Below are 16,936 nucleotides of genomic sequence, written 5' to 3' on the forward strand. Positions count from 1 at the left end.
GTCTTATTAAAAAGAACTCGCAGCCGGTAGCATAAAACCTAAACTCCCGGCCAAATTATAACTTCAGGGCATGGCCTTTACAATAAATCAAAAGTTTTTCTCAAAGCAAATGTTCTTCTGATCTGATCGGCCAGAAGGGCACTTTGGTCAAAATTTAAGGTTTGCTGCCCGTCTGAATAGGCTTTATCAGGGTTTTCATGAGACTCGTAGATGATGCCATCCGCACCTGCCATCACCCCGGCCAATGCCATTTGGGGCACAAATTCCCTGATACCGATTCCATGGGACGGATCTACTATTACGGGTAAATGGGATTTGGATTTCAGGATTGGTACAGCGTTCAGGTCAAGTGTATTTCTACTGGCCTTCTCGTAGGTTCTGATCCCTCGTTCACACAGGATCAATTTTTCATTTCCTCCGGAGAAAACATATTCGGCAGATTGCAAGAGCTCTTCTATGGTTCCGGATATCCCCCTTTTGATCATCACAGCCTTATCCACCTTTCCCAATTCATCCAAAAGGTTGAAATTCTGGGTGTTTCGGGCACCTACCTGAAACACATCTACATAATCGTGCATTTCCTCAATCTGGGATACCTGCATGACTTCAGTTACAATTTTGATCCCCGCAGCTTTGGCCTGTTGGTACCATAATTTAAGCCCATCCATTCCCAATCCCCTAAAAGCATAAGGGCTGCTCCTGGGCTTGAAAACACCACCCCGCATCATCGTGATCTGGTTTTCCTTCATGTGGGCTATCACCTTGGCAATCTGTTCTTCGGACTCAATGGAACATGGCCCGGTAATGATGGCCATATCCCCGTCTTCTATTCCAATGCCCTCACCCAAATCAATTCTTGTGGGCTTTACTTTCCATTTCTTAGAAACCAACTTGTACTCATCGGAAACGATATGTATATCCTGAATACCGTCAAGCACCCCAATTTTCCTGATATCGAAAGCAGATTTACCGATACCTATCAGGTAATCTCCCACCTGGGTTTTTACTTCCGTCACCTTGTAGCCCATGCGGTTGACTTTATCCATCAAGGCCTCTTTTTGGGAAATACTGATATCCTGGTTAAGTTGAATGATCATGCTATAATACTTTGAATATAATGGTAAATGTCTTTTTTCAGATCCTTTGAGTCCCGGAGCACATGGATAAAGGCACTACCGATTATGGCACCATGAGAGTGGGCCGCAGCAGTATTGAACGAAGCCTTATCTGAAATGCCAAAGCCGATCAGTCTTGGATTTGATAGTTCCATGGCCTTTACCCGCTCGAAGTAAGCTATTTGCTCGGGTGACACGGCTTTTTTGGCACCGGTAATGCTGGCAGATGAAACCATATAGATGAACCCATCCGTATTTTGATCGATTTGCCGGATACGGGTTTCGGATGTCTGAGGTGAAATCAAAAAAGTATTCCTGAGATCATAAGCATCAAACAGGCTTTTGTATTCGGTCAGGTATTGCTGCATGGGCAAATCAGGCAAAATAAGTCCGTCCACGCCTACCTCTTTACACTTTTTGCAAAAGGCCTCCATTCCATACTGCACCACTGGATTCAAGTACCCCATCAAAATTACGGGAATGCTAATCTTTTCCCTCAGATTTTTTAGCTGCTCAAACAAAAGGTGAAGTGTCATCCCATTCTTCAGGGCTACATTATTGCTTTCCTGAATGGTGGGTCCATCAGCAATGGGGTCGGAATAGGGCACACCTATTTCAATGATATCTGCCCCGGCAGCTTCGATGGCTTCCATAATAGGCAGGGTATCTTCCAACTGAGGGAAACCAGCGGTAAAATAAATGGACAAAATCGACTCCTTCTTGTTTTGAAATAATTTATCTATGCGGTTCATAACGGTTTAGTAATTTCCCCATTTGATGTAAGTTTCGAGATCTTTATCGCCCCTTCCGGAAAGATTGATCACTATCACATCCGTTGATTTGTATTCGATTTGGTTCAGGGCATGGAATGCATGTGCAGATTCAATGGCAGGAATAATCCCTTCCAGGCGGCTGACCTCTATACCAGCCTTCATGGCATCTTCATCCTCTACAGCCACAAACTCTCCCCTTCCGGAATCAAATAAATGCGCATGAACGGGTCCTATGCCCGGATAATCAAGGCCTGCTGAGATGCTGTGGGGTTCCACTACCTGCCCATCTGCCGTCTGCATCAACAGGGTCCGGCTGCCATGTAGGATGCCCGGCTTTCCAAGCATGGTCGTCGCCGCTGATTTGCCGGAACTGACCCCCAAACCTGCGGCTTCCACAGCAATCAACCTTACCTCCGGCTCATTGTAATAATGGTAAAATGCCCCGGCGGCATTGCTTCCTCCTCCCACACAGGCAATCACCAAATCGGGATTTTCCCTGCCTTCTTTTTCCTTCAACTGGATTTTCATTTCAGCAGAAATCACCGATTGAAACCGGGCCACCATTTCCGGATAAGGGTGAGGACCTACTACAGATCCTATGATGTAATGGGTGTCTACCGGATTATTGATCCATTGCCGCATGGCTTCATTGGTGGCATCCTTCAACGTTTTGCTCCCTGAGTTGGCCGGCACTACCTTAGCTCCCAGTATCCGCATGCGTTCCACATTCGGTTTCTGCCGCTCCATGTCAACTGCACCCATATAAACGGTGCATTCCATTCCCATTAAGGCACAGACAGTGGCCGTGGCCACACCATGCTGTCCTGCTCCGGTTTCTGCGATGATGCGCTTCTTGTTCAATTTTCTGGCCAAAATAATCTGCCCAACTGTATTGTTGATCTTGTGAGCTCCCGTATGGCAGAGATCCTCCCTTTTCAGATAAATTTTTGCACCATATTTTTCAGATAGCCTGTTGGCATAAAAAAGAGGTGTAGGCCTTCCGACATAGTCTTTTAAAAGCCGTTCAAATTCTTCTTTGAAAGCCTCAGACGCCATGATCTGCTCATAATTTTCCCGAAGCTCCTCTATGTTGGGATACAGCATTTCGGGGATAAAGGCACCCCCAAATTGACCGTAAAATCCATTTTCGTCTACTTTTATCATTGATGTATCCATCTATTCTTTTATTTTCATTGCTTTGTTTCTAATCCTGAGGGTAAATTCACGGATCAAATCCAGGTCTTTTAACCCGGGTCGTATTTCAAATTTGGAATTGATATCTATGCCTGCCATGGCTGGCAAGTTATGGTAACATTCCATGATTTCGTCCACCTGATCAATACTTATCCCTCCACTCAACAAAAACGGTTTGTTGAAGGGGTATTGTTTTAAAATTTCCCAATTGAACCTGTGACCGGTTCCTCCAAATGAGGGCCCATCGGTATCAAAAAGAAAATAATCCACATGGGCCAGGTAGGCCTCCAGTCCCTTCCAGGACCAATCTGCGCCAATCCGAAACACTTTGATGAGCTCTACATTGGTTTGATTCCTAATTTCCTCCACCTCTTGGGGGGTCTCATCCCCATGCAACTGCACCTTTTCCAAACCATAAGCCTTAACTGCTGAATGGATCGTTTCTGCGGATGCATTTACAAATACACCAACTTTAGGGATGGTCCATCTGCGATAGGCCTCAGGGGGCTGACCAAAATCCGGCACATACCTTTTGGACGGGGGATAGAAAATCATGCCCATCCAGTCGACAAGGCCCAGTTCCACAAGGCCTTCCATGTTGGCGATATCTGCCATGCCACAGACCTTGATGATCATGCTCCTGTGGTTTTGGTTTGCCCGGCAAGTAATTTCCTGTAATGCTGCATGAAATTGTAAGCAGCCTGATGGGGTCTGATGGTTTTCATGAAATTTTCCCCTATAAGGAAGCCATCAAAACCCGCTTCCTTTAGCTGAACCAGGGTGCCCGGATCAGAAAGACCGCTTTCTGAAATTTTTACAAATCCTTCCGGTATCATTTCTGCCAATTCCAGTGAAGTGTCCACATTAACCTCAAAAGTTTTGAGGTTTCTGTTATTGACACCTACCAGATCTATGTTTTCGTTGAGGCTTTCCTCCAACTCTCTCCGGTCATGAACTTCCAACAGTACTTCCAGGCCCAGGTTTTTTGCCAGGCCTGCAAGTCGTTTCAATTCCATCGGGGCCAGGGCTGCTGCAATCAACAGGATACAATCGGCCCCCAGTGACCTGGATTCTATGAGCTGATATTCGTCTATCATAAAGTCCTTTCGCAAGATGGGACAATAATTGAACTTTCTGGCCTGCTTCAGGTCATCTTCCGATCCGCCAAAAAACTCCTGATCTGTCAAAACAGACAAGGCTGAAGCTCCTGCTTGCATGTATCCTATGGTGGTTTGCTCCACTTTGGCATTCGGGTTGATCCAACCTTTGGAAGGAGACTTTCTTTTGAATTCGGCAATGATACCGGTTTTCTCAGGGTCCTTCACATATCGCTTCATGGATACTGTCCGGCTATCGAAAAAAAGGCTTTTTTCCAGTAATTTAACCGGGTAAAGGCTTTTCTTTTCTTCGACTTCGGTTTTCTTAAAGGCAATGATTTTATCCAGAATATTCATGATCAACTAATGTTTATTGAGGTTTTAGGATCTACCAGTTCTTTAAACACCTTCAGCGCTTTTCCATTTTTCAGGCAAGCGGTAGCTACCTCCCTGGCTTTATCATAATCCCATTCCGGTTTTGAGGTGAGCAAGGCGGCGGCGGCATTGGCGATTACCACGGCTTCTTGTTCTTTACTGCCCTTTCCCTCCAGTATCCGGATAAATATTTCGGCAGATTTTTCCACCGTGTTGCCCCCTTTGATGGCCTCTGGGCTAATGGTCTTAAATCCCAGGTCCTCCGCACTCAATACCTGTTCACCACGGTTGGAAATCCACTTGAGACCTCCTGTCAGGGATATTTCATCATAGCCGTCCAAAGCATGCAAAATACTGAACCGGACATCATTATTTTGGTACAGATAGGCATATAGCCTAGCCAATTCCAGACTAAAAACCCCCACCAGCTGCTTTTTAGGAAAACTGGGATTAACCATTGGGCCCAGCATATTGAAAAAGGTTTTGACACCCAAGTCTTTTCTCACGGGGCCTATGTGCTTCATGGCCGGATGAAAAAGCGGGGCATGAAGAAAACAAATGCCTGCCCTGTCCAGACTGCTCTTCAGTTTATCTATATCATTGGTAAATTCATAGCCGAAATGAGCCAGGAGATTGGAGGAGCCACAAACCGAAGACACCCCTACATTACCATGTTTGGCAACCGGCTGTCCTGCACCTGCTACGATAAAGGAAGCAAGGGTGGATATATTAAAGGTATCCTTACCATCCCCACCTGTTCCGCAGAGGTCTATGGCATCATATTCCGGAATTTCTACCGGAATACATCGCTCCAGCATGGCCTCCCTAAAGCCCATCAACTCTTCTACCCGCACACTGCGCATCATAAAAACTGTAAGAAAGGCGGCCATTTGGCTATTGTTTACCTCTCCTGAAGTCATTTCTTTCAGCACCCCTTTGGCTTGTTCCTTGCTGAGGGTTTTATGCTCGATCAGGTGATTCAGTATTTCTTTCATTGTACTTGATTTAAGCTCCTTCAATCCAGTTTTTGATAATCTGCACCCCATTTTCTGTAAGAATGCTTTCCGGATGAAACTGCAGACCTTTCACCCGGTATTCTTTATGTCTTACTGCCATGATCTGTCCATCAGGTGTTTTGGCTATCACTTCCAGCTCTGCCGGAAACAGCGTTTCATCAATGACCCAACTGTGGTACCTGCCAACAGTAAAAAACTCAGGCACCCCCTCAAACAAAGGATCCGCCTGTATCCTTACTTTTGAAGCCACCCCATGTACCACTTCCGTAAGGTTAATCAGGCCTCCCCCAAAAGCCTCTCCTATAGCCTGATGTCCCAGGCAAATGCCCAGGATATCTTTATAAGCAGCATATCTTTTTATCAATTCGGGCATAATTCCTGCTTCAGACGGAATTCCGGGTCCGGGAGAAAGCAATATTTTGTCATAAGCTTCCACTTCTTCCAGACTTATTTTATCATTCCGGTAGATATCCGGATTGTAGCCCAGGTCTCGGATAATATAGACCAAATTATACGTAAAAGAATCGTAATTGTCCAGTACCAGTATTTTCATTGGTTAATCATTTTCTTGTAAAAATCTAAATACCCTCTGCTGATTTAAGGGCCACCCTCAGTGCCTCCAGTTTGTTGCTTACTTCCTGCAATTCACTTTCAATGGAGGACTTGGCTACTACCCCCGCTCCGGCCTGAAAGCGAAGCTGGTTGTTTTCGGAAACAAAAGACCGGATCAGGATGGCATGGTTAAAATCCCCGTTGAAACCCAAAAAACCTATGGCCCCGCCATAAAACTTCCTGGAACAATTTTCCAGGCCGTCGATCAATTCCATTGCCCGGTATTTGGGCGCTCCCGACAAAGTGCCCGCAGGAAAGGTATCGGCCACCAATTGGAGCGGATTGGCTCCTTTTGGAAGCTGTCCGGTCACTTTGGAGACCAGGTGTATGACATGGGAATAATACTGAATCTCTTTAAAAACCTCTACATTCACCTTTACCGAAGAGCGGCTCAGGTCATTTCTGGCCAAATCCACCAACATCACGTGTTCTGAATTCTCTTTGGGATCGTCATAAAGTTTGACCGCCAGTTTGGCATCTGCCGCATCATTACCGGTACGCTTAAATGTTCCGGCAATGGGATAAATGGTGGCTTTGTCTCCCTTGACAACTATCTGGGCTTCCGGACTGCTGCCAAAGACCTTGTAGGATCCGTAATCAAAATAAAACAGGTAAGGGGAAGGATTGATGGAGCGCAAAGCCCGGTAAACATTGAATTCATCTCCTTTAAACCCGGTAGAAAAAGTGCGGGAAAGTACAATCTGAAAAACATCTCCCCTGAAACAATGATCCCTGCCTTTGGCCAGAATCTCCAGAAATTCAGGATCGGTATAATTGGAACTTACCTCGCCTTCCAACTGAAAACCATAGCTGGGAAGGTTTTTATTGTTGAGGATCATTTCAATTTTTGGAATGCCTGATTCTCCTGGATCACCCTCAAGGTAATGTTCAAAAATGTGCAGCTCATTTTTGAAGTGATCCACCACTATCATGTTTTTATACACGGCATAATGGATCAATGGTATGTCCGAATCCTGGGTATTTTGCAAGTTGATGTCTTCAAAATAATTAACGGCATCATACTGTATGTACCCAAAAAGCCCATTGGTAATGAATTTATAATCAAGCTGCTCTTCCTGAAAATTATTGGAAAACGCCCTGAGGGCATCCATTATTTTTTCCCCTTTAGTAAGACCATGCAGGGTAGTTTCCTGCCCTGGCAGTGATTGTCGTATTTTGCCCCTAACGAGAGAAAAAGATGCCATGGGCTCACAACAAATATAGGAATAGCTGTTTTCATTACCGTGATAATCAGAACTCTCCAGAAGAATGGTATTGTTGTACCTGTCACGGATCTGCAGGTAAATACTCACCGGAGTGATGGTATCTGCCAGCAGTTTTTTGTACCGGGTTTTGATTTTGATAGGTTTCATTGACTGAGTTTTACATAAAAAAAGGCTTGCCGGGAGTCCAGCAAGCCTAAGTATATTTGTATTATCAAATTTTGGCAATGGTTAGCTGTTCTCCCTCTAAAAGAAGTAAGTAAGCCACCACCAGATTTGAATCGTTTTTTTCATAAGCTGAGGCAAATATAGAAAAGGCCCTTCATTTTCAAAAGTTATTTTGATTTATTTTAATGCCAAATACAACAGCTTTTCCCAAGGGAATTTTGGAATTTATCGCATGTTGAAATTTTGATTTAAGTTAAAACCAGGAATTTGCATCAGCCTTAGTAACTGTTGAGTTATGGCCTTTTTAATACCCAAAATGAGAAATACCTCCGGTTTGATGGAGGTAATTATTCATTTTTTAACCCTTTTTGGCAAATCCTTGCCTTTAGCCTTTATATTTGAGTTAAAACTACAAAGAAACAATTATTGTATGAACCAGACTGCACCACTAATCAGCGTCAAAGACCTTTTGATTTTAATGGAAGCCCAAAACCTGGTATTGATTGATGCCAGTTTTGACAAGGAAAAATACCAATCCATACACCTGAAAGGAGCCCTTCATGTGGACCTCAACAGGCAATTGTCCCATATCAGGGAGGATGCCTCGATAGGAGGGCGTCATCCCCTACCAGATCCCGGGGAGTTCGGAAAAACACTGGGTGCCCTGGGCATAAGCCCGGAAAGCCGTGTAGTGGTTTATGACGATAAAAATGGAGGCATGTCTGCTGCACGGTTTTGGTGGATGCTCAAAGCACTGGGTCATGATAAGGTGCAGGTGTTAGATGGAGGGAAAGAGGCAGGGCTAAAGGCCGGCCTTTCTACAAGCAGCCAAACCGAATTCCCGAAAGCAACTTCTCCCTATCCGGCTAAGGAATGGCAATTACCTTTGGCAGATTTTCAGGAAGTAGAAAAAGCAGCCAAGGATAAAGATAAAATGGTCATTGATGTACGGGAATCCACCAGGTATTTGGGAATATCGGAGCCAATAGATCTGGTAGCAGGACATATCCCCGGTGCGGTCAATATCCCGTTTTCAGAGAATTTGGATGAAAAGGGAGTTTTTTTAAAGCCTGAAACTTTAAAGCAGAAATATAAAACCGTATTGGACAAATCATCCAAAAACACCATCGTGCATTGTGGTTCAGGGGTCACCGCCTGCCATACACTGCTGGCATTGGCCCATGCGGGTATGGAAATCCCTAAATTGTATGTTGGGTCCTGGAGTGAGTGGTCCAGAAATAACCTGCCAGTGGCAAAAGGGAATGAGTAAGATAAGCCTCCGGTCCGTTAATGTCATGCAATACAAAATGCCCCTGCGGGAAGGCGGTTCTTTACCCGCTTTAGCGTTGGCAGATGATGGGTTTACGTACGTGGTGAAATTTCGCGGTGCCGGGCAGCGGGAAAAGGCTTTGCTGGCAGAACTGCTGGGCGGGGAGATCGCCCGACTTTTGGGATTCAAGGTACCGGAATTGGTCTTTGCCAGGCTGGACGCGGCATTTGGACAAACGGAGGGAGACGAAGAAATACAGGATTTATTAAAAAGCAGCCAGGGATTGAACCTGGGGCTTCATTTCTTGTCCGCAGCGGTCAATTTTGACCCGGCAGCCGATGTGGTTTCAGGCGACCTGGCTTCCGCCATCGTATGGCTGGATGCCTTCATCACCAACGTGGACAGAACCTTTCGGAATACCAACATGCTAATGTGGCATCGGGAACTATGGCTCATTGATCATGGCGCCTCCTTTATTTTTCACCATACCTGGGAAAACTGGGAAAAACATGCCAAAGGCCCTTTCCCTTTAATCAAAGACCATGTATTATTGCCTCGTGCAGAAAAGCTCGAAGAAGTGGATGCAGCCTTCAAACGAATCCTTTCTCCGGAATCCCTGTGGCAAATCGTCAACTCACTTCCCGATGAGTGGCTGAAAGCCATGGGCGAAACAGGCACCGTAGAAGTTTGGAAACAGGTGTACCTGGATTTTCTATTGCTCCGGCTCAAGCATTCTGAAATATTTGTAAATCAAGCCCAAAATGCCAGAAAAGCACTTGTATGAATACGCCATCGTCCGGGTAGTTCCACGGGTGGAGAAGGAGGAATTTATCAATGTCGGAGTAATCCTGTGCTCCATACAACAACAATTTTTAAAATGCGCCATCCGCTTGGATAAAACCAAATTGCAAGCCCTTGATCCGGATGCGGATCCGGACACCATACAAGATCATTTGAATGCCTTTATCCGGATTTGTAAAGGTGAAAAAGCAGCCAGCCCTATTGCTTCGCAAAATACCGCTTCGCGTTTCCGTTGGCTGACAGCCGTAAGAAGTTCTATGATTCAAACCTCCAGACCACATCCGGGCCTTTCGCACAATTTGGAGGAAACATTTAAAGCCCTTTTCGAGGCCTATGTCGGCGCTTATTAGTTTATCATTCGCTGCATATAACCAGCACACATAACCTCTCGCTTATTTTCTGATCGCTATAAAAAAACAAGGGTTAGCGGGAGTTACCATTTTCCCGGACCAGGTTAGTTTACCCGGCATGATTGAATTATCGTATTATTTTTTACCTAAGGATCGGGGAAATGCGCCGCAGGTTATTATTTTTGGTTTTCTAAAAATAGAAAATGAACGATAACTTACAAAAAAACAGCCTGTTGGATCGCTTTTTAACTGCTATTGAAAAAGCAGGGAACAAACTTCCTGACCCTGCCATTTTATTTTTATTCCTGTTGCTGCTTACCTGGTTTTTATCAGCTTTGCTGGCTCCGGTAGATTTTGGCGAACTGGATCCCAGAACGGGAGAAAAGTTGTACATACAAAACCTGCTGACGGGTGAAAAAATCGCCGATTTCCTATCCCGAATGATTTCTGTTTTCATCAATTTCCCCCCTTTGGGTGTGGTATTGCTAGCCATGTTGGGCGTAGGAGTGGCAGAATACTCCGGATTTATTCCCGCCGGATTAAAATACCTTTTGGGTTTTACTCCTAAAAGCCTGCTTACTCCCATACTGGTATTGGTAGCCATAGTGAGCCATACTGCTGCTGATGCCGGGTATGTGCTTGTCATTCCTCTGGGAGGGGTCATATTTTATGCAGCAGGAAGGCATCCATTGGCAGGAATTGCAGCTACCTTTGCAGGGGTGTCCGGCGGCTTTAGTGCCAATTTTATCCCTTCTGCGATAGATCCTCTGCTGCAAAGCTTCACCCAATCTGCGGCCAGGATTATCGACCCTGATATCAATCTCAACCCCCTGAATAATATTTATTTTACAGGACTTTCCAGCATTGTGGTAATAGGAGTGGCCTGGTACCTGACTGACCGGATCATTGAACCGCGATTAAACAGCAATAATCCGGTAGATAAGGACCTTAATGATATACCCAAAATGGATCTGCTGGAAAAATCAGAGAAAATAGGATTTAAAATTGCCAGCCTTGTCATGATCCTTGGCCTGACAGGCTTATTTTTTTGGGCTTATCCGGTCGGATCCAGTCTGCGGGATCCTGAAGGAGAAATCACCTCCTTTGCAGCACCACTGATGCAGTCTATCGTTCCGCTGATTTTCCTTGTTTTTTGGATTCCCGGAATCATTTTTGGTTTCATCTCAGGAAGCTACAAAAATTCAAAAGATGTAATTGCATCCATGAGTAAAGCTATGGGAGGCATGGCGCATTATATTGTCATGGCCTTTTTCTGTGCCCTATTTATTGATGCCTTTACCCAGTCCAATATAGGATCCATGACTGCCCTGAAGGGAGCTGTTTTTCTTCAAAGTTTACAGCTTCCTTCCCAGGTAACGGTGGTGGGCATCGTCTTTTTAAGTGCCTTTGTAAACCTGCTTGTGGGTTCCGCTTCTGCAAAGTGGGCACTGATCAGCCCCATTTTTGTCCCCATGTTGATGCAATTGGATATTTCACCTGACCTTACCCAGGCCGCCTATCGGGTGGGAGATTCGGTATCCAATATCATTACCCCATTAATGCCTTATTTTCCTCTGGTGGTGATCTTCTGCCAGCGGTATGTGAAAAACACGGGAATAGGCACATTGGTATCCCTGATGCTTCCTTATACCTTATTCCTCTTGCTGATCTGGACAGTATTTTTATTGATTTACTGGACTTTGGGCTTACCTTTAGGCCTACAATCTTCCTATACTTATCCAGCCATTTAAGCCCTCCCAAATGATACATCCCAGGGGTATAAAATCCTTGTTTTTGTTAATGCTGCTCTTCCCCGGTTTTGCCTCCGCCCAGAAGGATTGGCAGGATTTTATGAAGCAGTTTCCCGATCACCTGGATATCTCCCTGTTGATTCAGGATGAAACAGGAGAGCCCCTTTTCCAACAGCATGCCGGCAAACGCATACCCTCTGCCAGCATCATAAAAATACCCATTTTGATCAGCCTGATGGAGAAAGTGGACGAAGAACACATGCACCTGGATTCACTATATACCCTGCAGGCATCCGATAAGGTGGGTGGAGCGGGAGAGCTACAGCATTTGCCGGAGGGCTCCAGGATTACTTTTCGCTATCTGGCTGAGGAGATGATCCGCATCAGTGACAACACCGCCACCAATATCCTGATCCGTACCATTGAAATGGATTACATTCAGCATTGGCTAAGGGAATATGGATACGAGGACACCCAATTGAACCGGATTATGATGGATTTTAAGGCGATTGAAGAAGGGAGACAGAACTATACCAGTCCTCAGGAAATTAACGACATACTTATAAAACTGTGGAATGGAGCCTGGCTGAATGAAAATTCAAGAGCAGAAATCATGCATTGGCTCAAAGGATGTGCAGACAACAGCACCATACCCAGCCAATTGCCCGCAGGTACGGTAGTGGCGCACAAAACAGGTACCCTGGATTATGTACGGGGAGATGCGGGAATAATCTTAGGGGATAAACCGCTGATATTGTCCGTATTTGTAGAGAAATTTGACTCTATGGAGGAAGCAGAGTCTGCTATAGGACAGATTGCCTTAAAAGCCTTCAGGGATTTTGGCAGGTAATATCTATTATGCAAACCAGATTCTGCGTAAATGGGGCATGGTTTTTGGACATCTGAGATTTTAAACCCAAATGAATTAACCATGAAAAGTGCTGATTTAATCCAAATTCTAAATGAATGCGCAATGACCTGTAACCATTGCGCTAATGCCTGCCTGGATGAAGACAATATTCACCATATGGTAGACTGCATCAGGACAGACAGGGCCTGTGCGGAAACCTGCAGTACCACAGCAAAATTATTGTCCATGTCTTTCGGTCCCCTGGATGAATTGCTGAAATTTTGTGCAAGAATATGCGGGGCATGTGCCGATGAATGTGAGAAACATGAGCACGAGCATTGTCAGCGATGTGCCAAAGCCTGCCGCAAATGTCAGGAAGCCTGTTTATCGGTATTGACTGACTAATGACAGTTTTTGATTGCTGTATTGAAAAAAGCCCGGTAAATTCTTCTACTTCAATGAACCCGAAATCAAGTCCAATTACAGGGCGCTGTTTGAAGTATTGGCCTATTGCATTCAGGTTCAACTATTTCTTTGCCCAATTCACCTTTTCCCGGTATTGGGAAATCTAATAATCTGAGTTCGACTGAATTTCGTTAAAAAACCGTCATTCCGAGACCTAACATTTTATTAAACGCAGAAATCGGGATGACGATAGGTTTTTTGCACTATATGGGAATATAAACTTCTCATTGTTTAAGGGATAATTATGAGTTAAAGTTTATTTTTAGTATTTTACCGTATTTCTATTGTACTTTTTCCTTGATGAAAAAGTACCAAAAAATCAAGACAAAAAAATCCTTCCCCCCTCCGACCTGCCGCACCCCCGGTTTTTTGTCAGGCCAGCCCTCTATGCGTATTAAAATATATTTCTTTTTTTTTTCTCATATTTTCTAGGGTTTCTACAATATCAAAAACAACTGGTTCAATTACGTCATCGGTAGACCTAACATTTTAAAAATTGCAGAAATCTGGATGACAATATATTTTTTTAACTCATTAAATTCTAATCATTTGAATACATATCTAAGTAGCCCATACAGATACGCACCGGTTCAGATCGCTACGCTGCACTCGCGATGACGTAGAAAACGTTATCGGTACGCCTGGAGCCGATTTTGAGCGGTGAAAGCCGTGGGAATCTCTAGCCAAACGAGACTGCCACACCCTTTCCCAACTCCTATAGCCACGACAAAGGGTTCGCAGTGACGATTCAATTGGTTTTTATTGACGATCTTAATTCGAACTCAGGTTAATACCTAATCCGGGTTGAACTTCCAACCATCAAATTTTTCTTCATCTTTTGGTTTGGAAAAAATTGACCCAAACTGAGGCAATCAAAGCCAGAAAGGCCAGCAAAACGGTAAAGAAATCCACCCATCCAGCAGGAGGCAAAATACCGAAAAACCTGCTGAACAGGTAGCTGATATAGGAATTGGGCATACTGGATTCCCCCAAATCTCTCAGGATCTGCCAATGCCAGTCGGTGAGGAAGCAATAACCCCAACCATACCAGATACCCAAAAGAAACCAGGACAAAAAAGTTAGGGAAATCGTCAAAAGATGTGCTTTATGCCACTTTTTCACCATCCATCCAAATAAATTGAATCCGATAAGCGTAGTATGCAATACCAAAAACGAGTAATCGGCAAAAACTAACCAATTCACTGAAATTGCTGACATTTTTTCAAGGTTTATACAAACAAAAAGATTGCCCGGAAATGGTTTGTACCTATCCGGAATAAAGCCATCCATTCAATATACGGATTCATCCGCAATTTAAACGGGTCCGTCCAACATGATTTCCGTCTGGCCTGACAGCCCCTTTACTTTGCCTGCATGATAACCACACACGACATGAGACAACAACTAATCACACTAATGATGCTGCTATGCCTGAGCCATTGGGCAGCAGCGCAGGAAAAGACACCGTACACCCAAACAGTAAGGGGCAAAGTACTGGATATGGTAAGTCAATCTCCCCTGCCGGGAGCTTCGGTAAGCATTCCGGGTACGGATCCACTGATAGGAACTGCCACTGACCTGGATGGCAGTTTTGAATTGGAGGAAGTACCTACCGGCAGGGCAACGATTCAAATCAGTTATCTGGGGTATGAATCTACCAGTCTTCGGGAAGTCCCCATTACCAGTGGCAAGGAGGTCGTACTGACCATCGCCTTACAGGAAAACCTGGAACAAATGGAAGAGGTAGTGGTACAGGCCGGAGGGGATTCCCGGGAAGCTCAAAATGAAATGGCCACCGTTTCTGCCAGGGGTTTTGACATGGAAGCTACCAATCGCTTTGCCGGAAGCAGGAATGATCCTGCCCGAATGGCTCAGAATTTTGCTGGGGTAAGTGGTGCCAATGATTCCCGGAACGACATCATCATTCGGGGAAATTCACCTACCGGCGTACTTTGGAGACTGGAAGGGGTGGACATTCCCAACCCCAACCATTTCGGTGCCATGGGGACGACGGGAGGTCCGGTAAGCATCCTGAACAGCAACCTCCTGGATAAAAGTGATTTTATCACAGGGGCATTTCCAGCTACCTATGGAAACGCCACCGCAGGGGTTTTTGATCTTAATTTAAGAAAAGGGAACGCCTATCGCAGAGAGCATCTGTTCCAAATGGGTTTCAATGGATTTGAGCTGGGCACAGAAGGACCCCTGGGAGGCAAAAACAAAGCATCCTACCTGCTGAATTACCGCTATTCTACCATTGCCATGATGCAGGAAGTAGGTTTTTCTGCCGGCACTGGTGATGCCGTGCCTTATTACCAGGATTTTTCCATGAAAGTGGATCTGCCCACCGAAAAAACAGGACGTTTCTCCTTATTTGCTCTTGGAGGAAAAAGTAACATCGATTTACTGGGTTCGGAATCGGACAGCAGCACCACAGATTTATATTCCGAGATGTCCCAAAACATTTATAACCGTGCCAAAATGGGTGTGGTAGGCATCAACCACACACTATATTACGATCCCCAAACCTTTGCTGTGATCACCCTGTCCGCTGACCATAGTTTTTCCGGTAACCGGGTGGATTCATTGAGTATGGAAAACAGGGAAGCTGTACCGCTTTACCGCAACCATTATGGTTTGAGCAAATTCAGGGCGCAATATGAGGTTCACCGGAAAGTGGACAACAAAAACAATTTTCGTGCGGGTATGAATTACGACTACCTGAACTTCAATCTGCGTGACAGCCTGTACCAGGCCGATGAAAACCGCTTCCGGGATTTGAGAAATGAATCCGGTAATTCCGGCCTGTTTCAATCCCACCTGCAATGGCAACATCGTTTTGACCAAAGGTTCAAAGCCAATATAGGGATACATTACCAAAACTTTATGCTGAACAATGCCCAACAGCTGGAACCAAGGCTGGGTCTTTCCTTTGATCAAAACGAAAGAAACACCTTTAGTCTTGGCTATGGACTGCACAGCCAATTGCAGCCCTTACCCGTTTATTTTCTGGAATCTGAAGGTCTGAATCAGGACCCCATTAAAACCAACAAAAACCTGGATTTCACCAAATCTCATCACTTTGTAGCCGGACACAGGTATCAATTAAGCCCGGACATTCACCTGAAATCTGAGATTTACTACCAGCATTTGTATGGCATTGCCATAGAAGAAAATGCCAGCAGTTTTTCCATGCTGAATGCTGGTGCGGATTTTGGCATACCGGATGTGGACAGCCTGACCAATCGCGGAAGAGGCAGGAATTATGGTCTGGAACTTACCCTTGAAAAACAATTTAGCGGCGGCTCCTATTTTCTGCTCACCACATCATTGTTTGATTCCAAATACAAGGGCAGTGATGAAGAATGGAGAAATACGGCTTTCAACAGTCAATATGTACTGAATGGCCTACTTGGCAAAGAATGGCAAATAGGAAGTCCGAATCGCATTTTGTCCCTGGACTTCAAAATAACCTTTGCAGGCGGTCAATACATTACACCCATCGATTTGGAGCGCAGTATCATGGAAAACCAGGCCGTCTATCAGGAGGAGAGGGCCTATTCGGTAAAAAACCCCGATTATTTCCGGTCCGATCTGAAAATAAATTACCGGGTGAACAAGAAAAACCTGACGCACGAATGGTCGCTGGACATACAAAACCTGACCAATCACCAGAATTTGTTCCGGCAAACCTATAATCCCATTACTGAATCCGTGGTGAACAGTTACCAGTTGGGAATTTTCCCCATTCCTCAGTACAGACTTACCTTTTAACCCCGTTTATGCATTAGAAATCGCAATGAGAGCTGAAACTGCAAGAAAACCAGGCAGTTTGGAGACTGAGGCATAGCATCGCTATGGTGAAATCGAAAACAG

The 16,936-nt window shown here is 44.9% G+C and carries 16 protein-coding genes; 7 read left to right on the forward strand and 9 right to left on the reverse strand.

The window, feature by feature from the left end:
• Positions 1-77 precede the first annotated feature (77 nt).
• From aroF to G9Q97_RS19250, 8 genes are read right to left on the reverse strand one after another with little or no spacing between them, the layout of a single operon-like run.
• Positions 78-1,097: a 3-deoxy-7-phosphoheptulonate synthase gene (gene aroF / locus G9Q97_RS19215; protein ID WP_166149827.1), complete on the reverse strand. Its 1,020-nt coding sequence runs from the start codon at positions 1,095-1,097 to the stop codon at positions 78-80.
• Entirely contained in the window at positions 1,094-1,867 is a 774-nt protein-coding gene (gene trpA, locus G9Q97_RS19220; RefSeq protein ID WP_166149829.1) for a tryptophan synthase subunit alpha, read from the reverse strand. The genes aroF and trpA overlap by 4 nt, the downstream gene beginning before the upstream one ends.
• A gap of 6 nt (positions 1,868-1,873) precedes the next feature.
• Entirely contained in the window at positions 1,874-3,052 is a 1,179-nt protein-coding gene (gene trpB / locus G9Q97_RS19225; RefSeq protein ID WP_166149931.1) for a tryptophan synthase subunit beta, read from the reverse strand.
• 12 nt (positions 3,053-3,064) lie between these two features.
• Positions 3,065-3,718 (reverse strand): phosphoribosylanthranilate isomerase, encoded by a 654-nt coding sequence (locus G9Q97_RS19230; protein WP_166149831.1) that lies wholly within the window; start codon positions 3,716-3,718, stop codon positions 3,065-3,067.
• Positions 3,715-4,536, reverse strand: coding sequence for an indole-3-glycerol phosphate synthase TrpC (trpC, locus tag G9Q97_RS19235; RefSeq protein WP_166149833.1), 822 nt, complete (start codon positions 4,534-4,536; stop codon positions 3,715-3,717). The genes G9Q97_RS19230 and trpC overlap by 4 nt, the downstream gene beginning before the upstream one ends.
• Positions 4,537-4,538: 2 nt before the next feature.
• Positions 4,539-5,549, reverse strand: coding sequence for an anthranilate phosphoribosyltransferase (gene trpD, locus G9Q97_RS19240; protein WP_166149835.1), 1,011 nt, complete (start codon positions 5,547-5,549; stop codon positions 4,539-4,541).
• A 10-nt stretch (positions 5,550-5,559) separates the two neighbouring features.
• The gene (locus tag G9Q97_RS19245) at positions 5,560-6,123 is read right to left on the reverse strand and encodes an anthranilate synthase component II (protein ID WP_166149837.1); all 564 of its coding nucleotides are present in this window, start codon (positions 6,121-6,123) and stop codon (positions 5,560-5,562) included.
• A gap of 25 nt (positions 6,124-6,148) precedes the next feature.
• Positions 6,149-7,555 (reverse strand): anthranilate synthase component I family protein, encoded by a 1,407-nt coding sequence (locus G9Q97_RS19250; RefSeq protein WP_166149839.1) that lies wholly within the window; start codon positions 7,553-7,555, stop codon positions 6,149-6,151.
• A gap of 448 nt (positions 7,556-8,003) precedes the next feature.
• Between G9Q97_RS19250 and G9Q97_RS19255 the strand changes: the two genes are divergently transcribed.
• The 6 genes from G9Q97_RS19255 to G9Q97_RS19280 all read left to right on the forward strand — a co-directional run bounded on the left by G9Q97_RS19255 (position 8,004) and on the right by G9Q97_RS19280 (position 13,000).
• On the forward strand, positions 8,004-8,843 hold the full coding sequence (locus tag G9Q97_RS19255; RefSeq protein WP_166149841.1) for a sulfurtransferase: 840 nt from the start codon (positions 8,004-8,006) through the stop codon (positions 8,841-8,843).
• Positions 8,836-9,627: a HipA family kinase gene (locus G9Q97_RS19260; protein WP_166149843.1), complete on the forward strand. Its 792-nt coding sequence runs from the start codon at positions 8,836-8,838 to the stop codon at positions 9,625-9,627. Before G9Q97_RS19255 ends, G9Q97_RS19260 begins: the two co-directional genes overlap by 8 nt.
• On the forward strand, positions 9,605-9,994 hold the full coding sequence (locus G9Q97_RS19265) for a DUF3037 domain-containing protein (protein WP_166149845.1): 390 nt from the start codon (positions 9,605-9,607) through the stop codon (positions 9,992-9,994). The genes G9Q97_RS19260 and G9Q97_RS19265 overlap by 23 nt, the downstream gene beginning before the upstream one ends.
• 203 nt (positions 9,995-10,197) lie before the next feature.
• Positions 10,198-11,745, forward strand: coding sequence for an AbgT family transporter (locus G9Q97_RS19270; protein WP_166149847.1), 1,548 nt, complete (start codon positions 10,198-10,200; stop codon positions 11,743-11,745).
• A gap of 10 nt (positions 11,746-11,755) precedes the next feature.
• Complete coding sequence (locus tag G9Q97_RS19275; protein WP_166149849.1) at positions 11,756-12,595, forward strand: serine hydrolase; 840 nt, start codon at positions 11,756-11,758, stop codon at positions 12,593-12,595.
• A 123-nt stretch (positions 12,596-12,718) separates the two neighbouring features.
• Positions 12,719-13,000, forward strand: a complete 282-nt coding sequence (locus G9Q97_RS19280; protein ID WP_246255788.1) for a four-helix bundle copper-binding protein — start codon at positions 12,719-12,721, stop codon at positions 12,998-13,000.
• A gap of 891 nt (positions 13,001-13,891) precedes the next feature.
• On the opposite strand, the gene G9Q97_RS19285 is transcribed toward G9Q97_RS19280, so the two are convergent.
• Positions 13,892-14,278 (reverse strand): DUF2784 domain-containing protein, encoded by a 387-nt coding sequence (locus G9Q97_RS19285; protein ID WP_166149853.1) that lies wholly within the window; start codon positions 14,276-14,278, stop codon positions 13,892-13,894.
• Positions 14,279-14,452: 174 nt separating this feature from the next.
• Between G9Q97_RS19285 and G9Q97_RS19290 the strand changes: the two genes are divergently transcribed.
• Complete coding sequence (locus tag G9Q97_RS19290) at positions 14,453-16,834, forward strand: TonB-dependent receptor (protein WP_166149855.1); 2,382 nt, start codon at positions 14,453-14,455, stop codon at positions 16,832-16,834.
• The last annotated feature ends 102 nt before the right edge of the window (positions 16,835-16,936 follow it).

The organism is Cyclobacterium plantarum, from assembly GCF_011290685.1.
Lineage (GTDB): Bacteria > Bacteroidota > Bacteroidia > Cytophagales > Cyclobacteriaceae > Cyclobacterium > Cyclobacterium plantarum.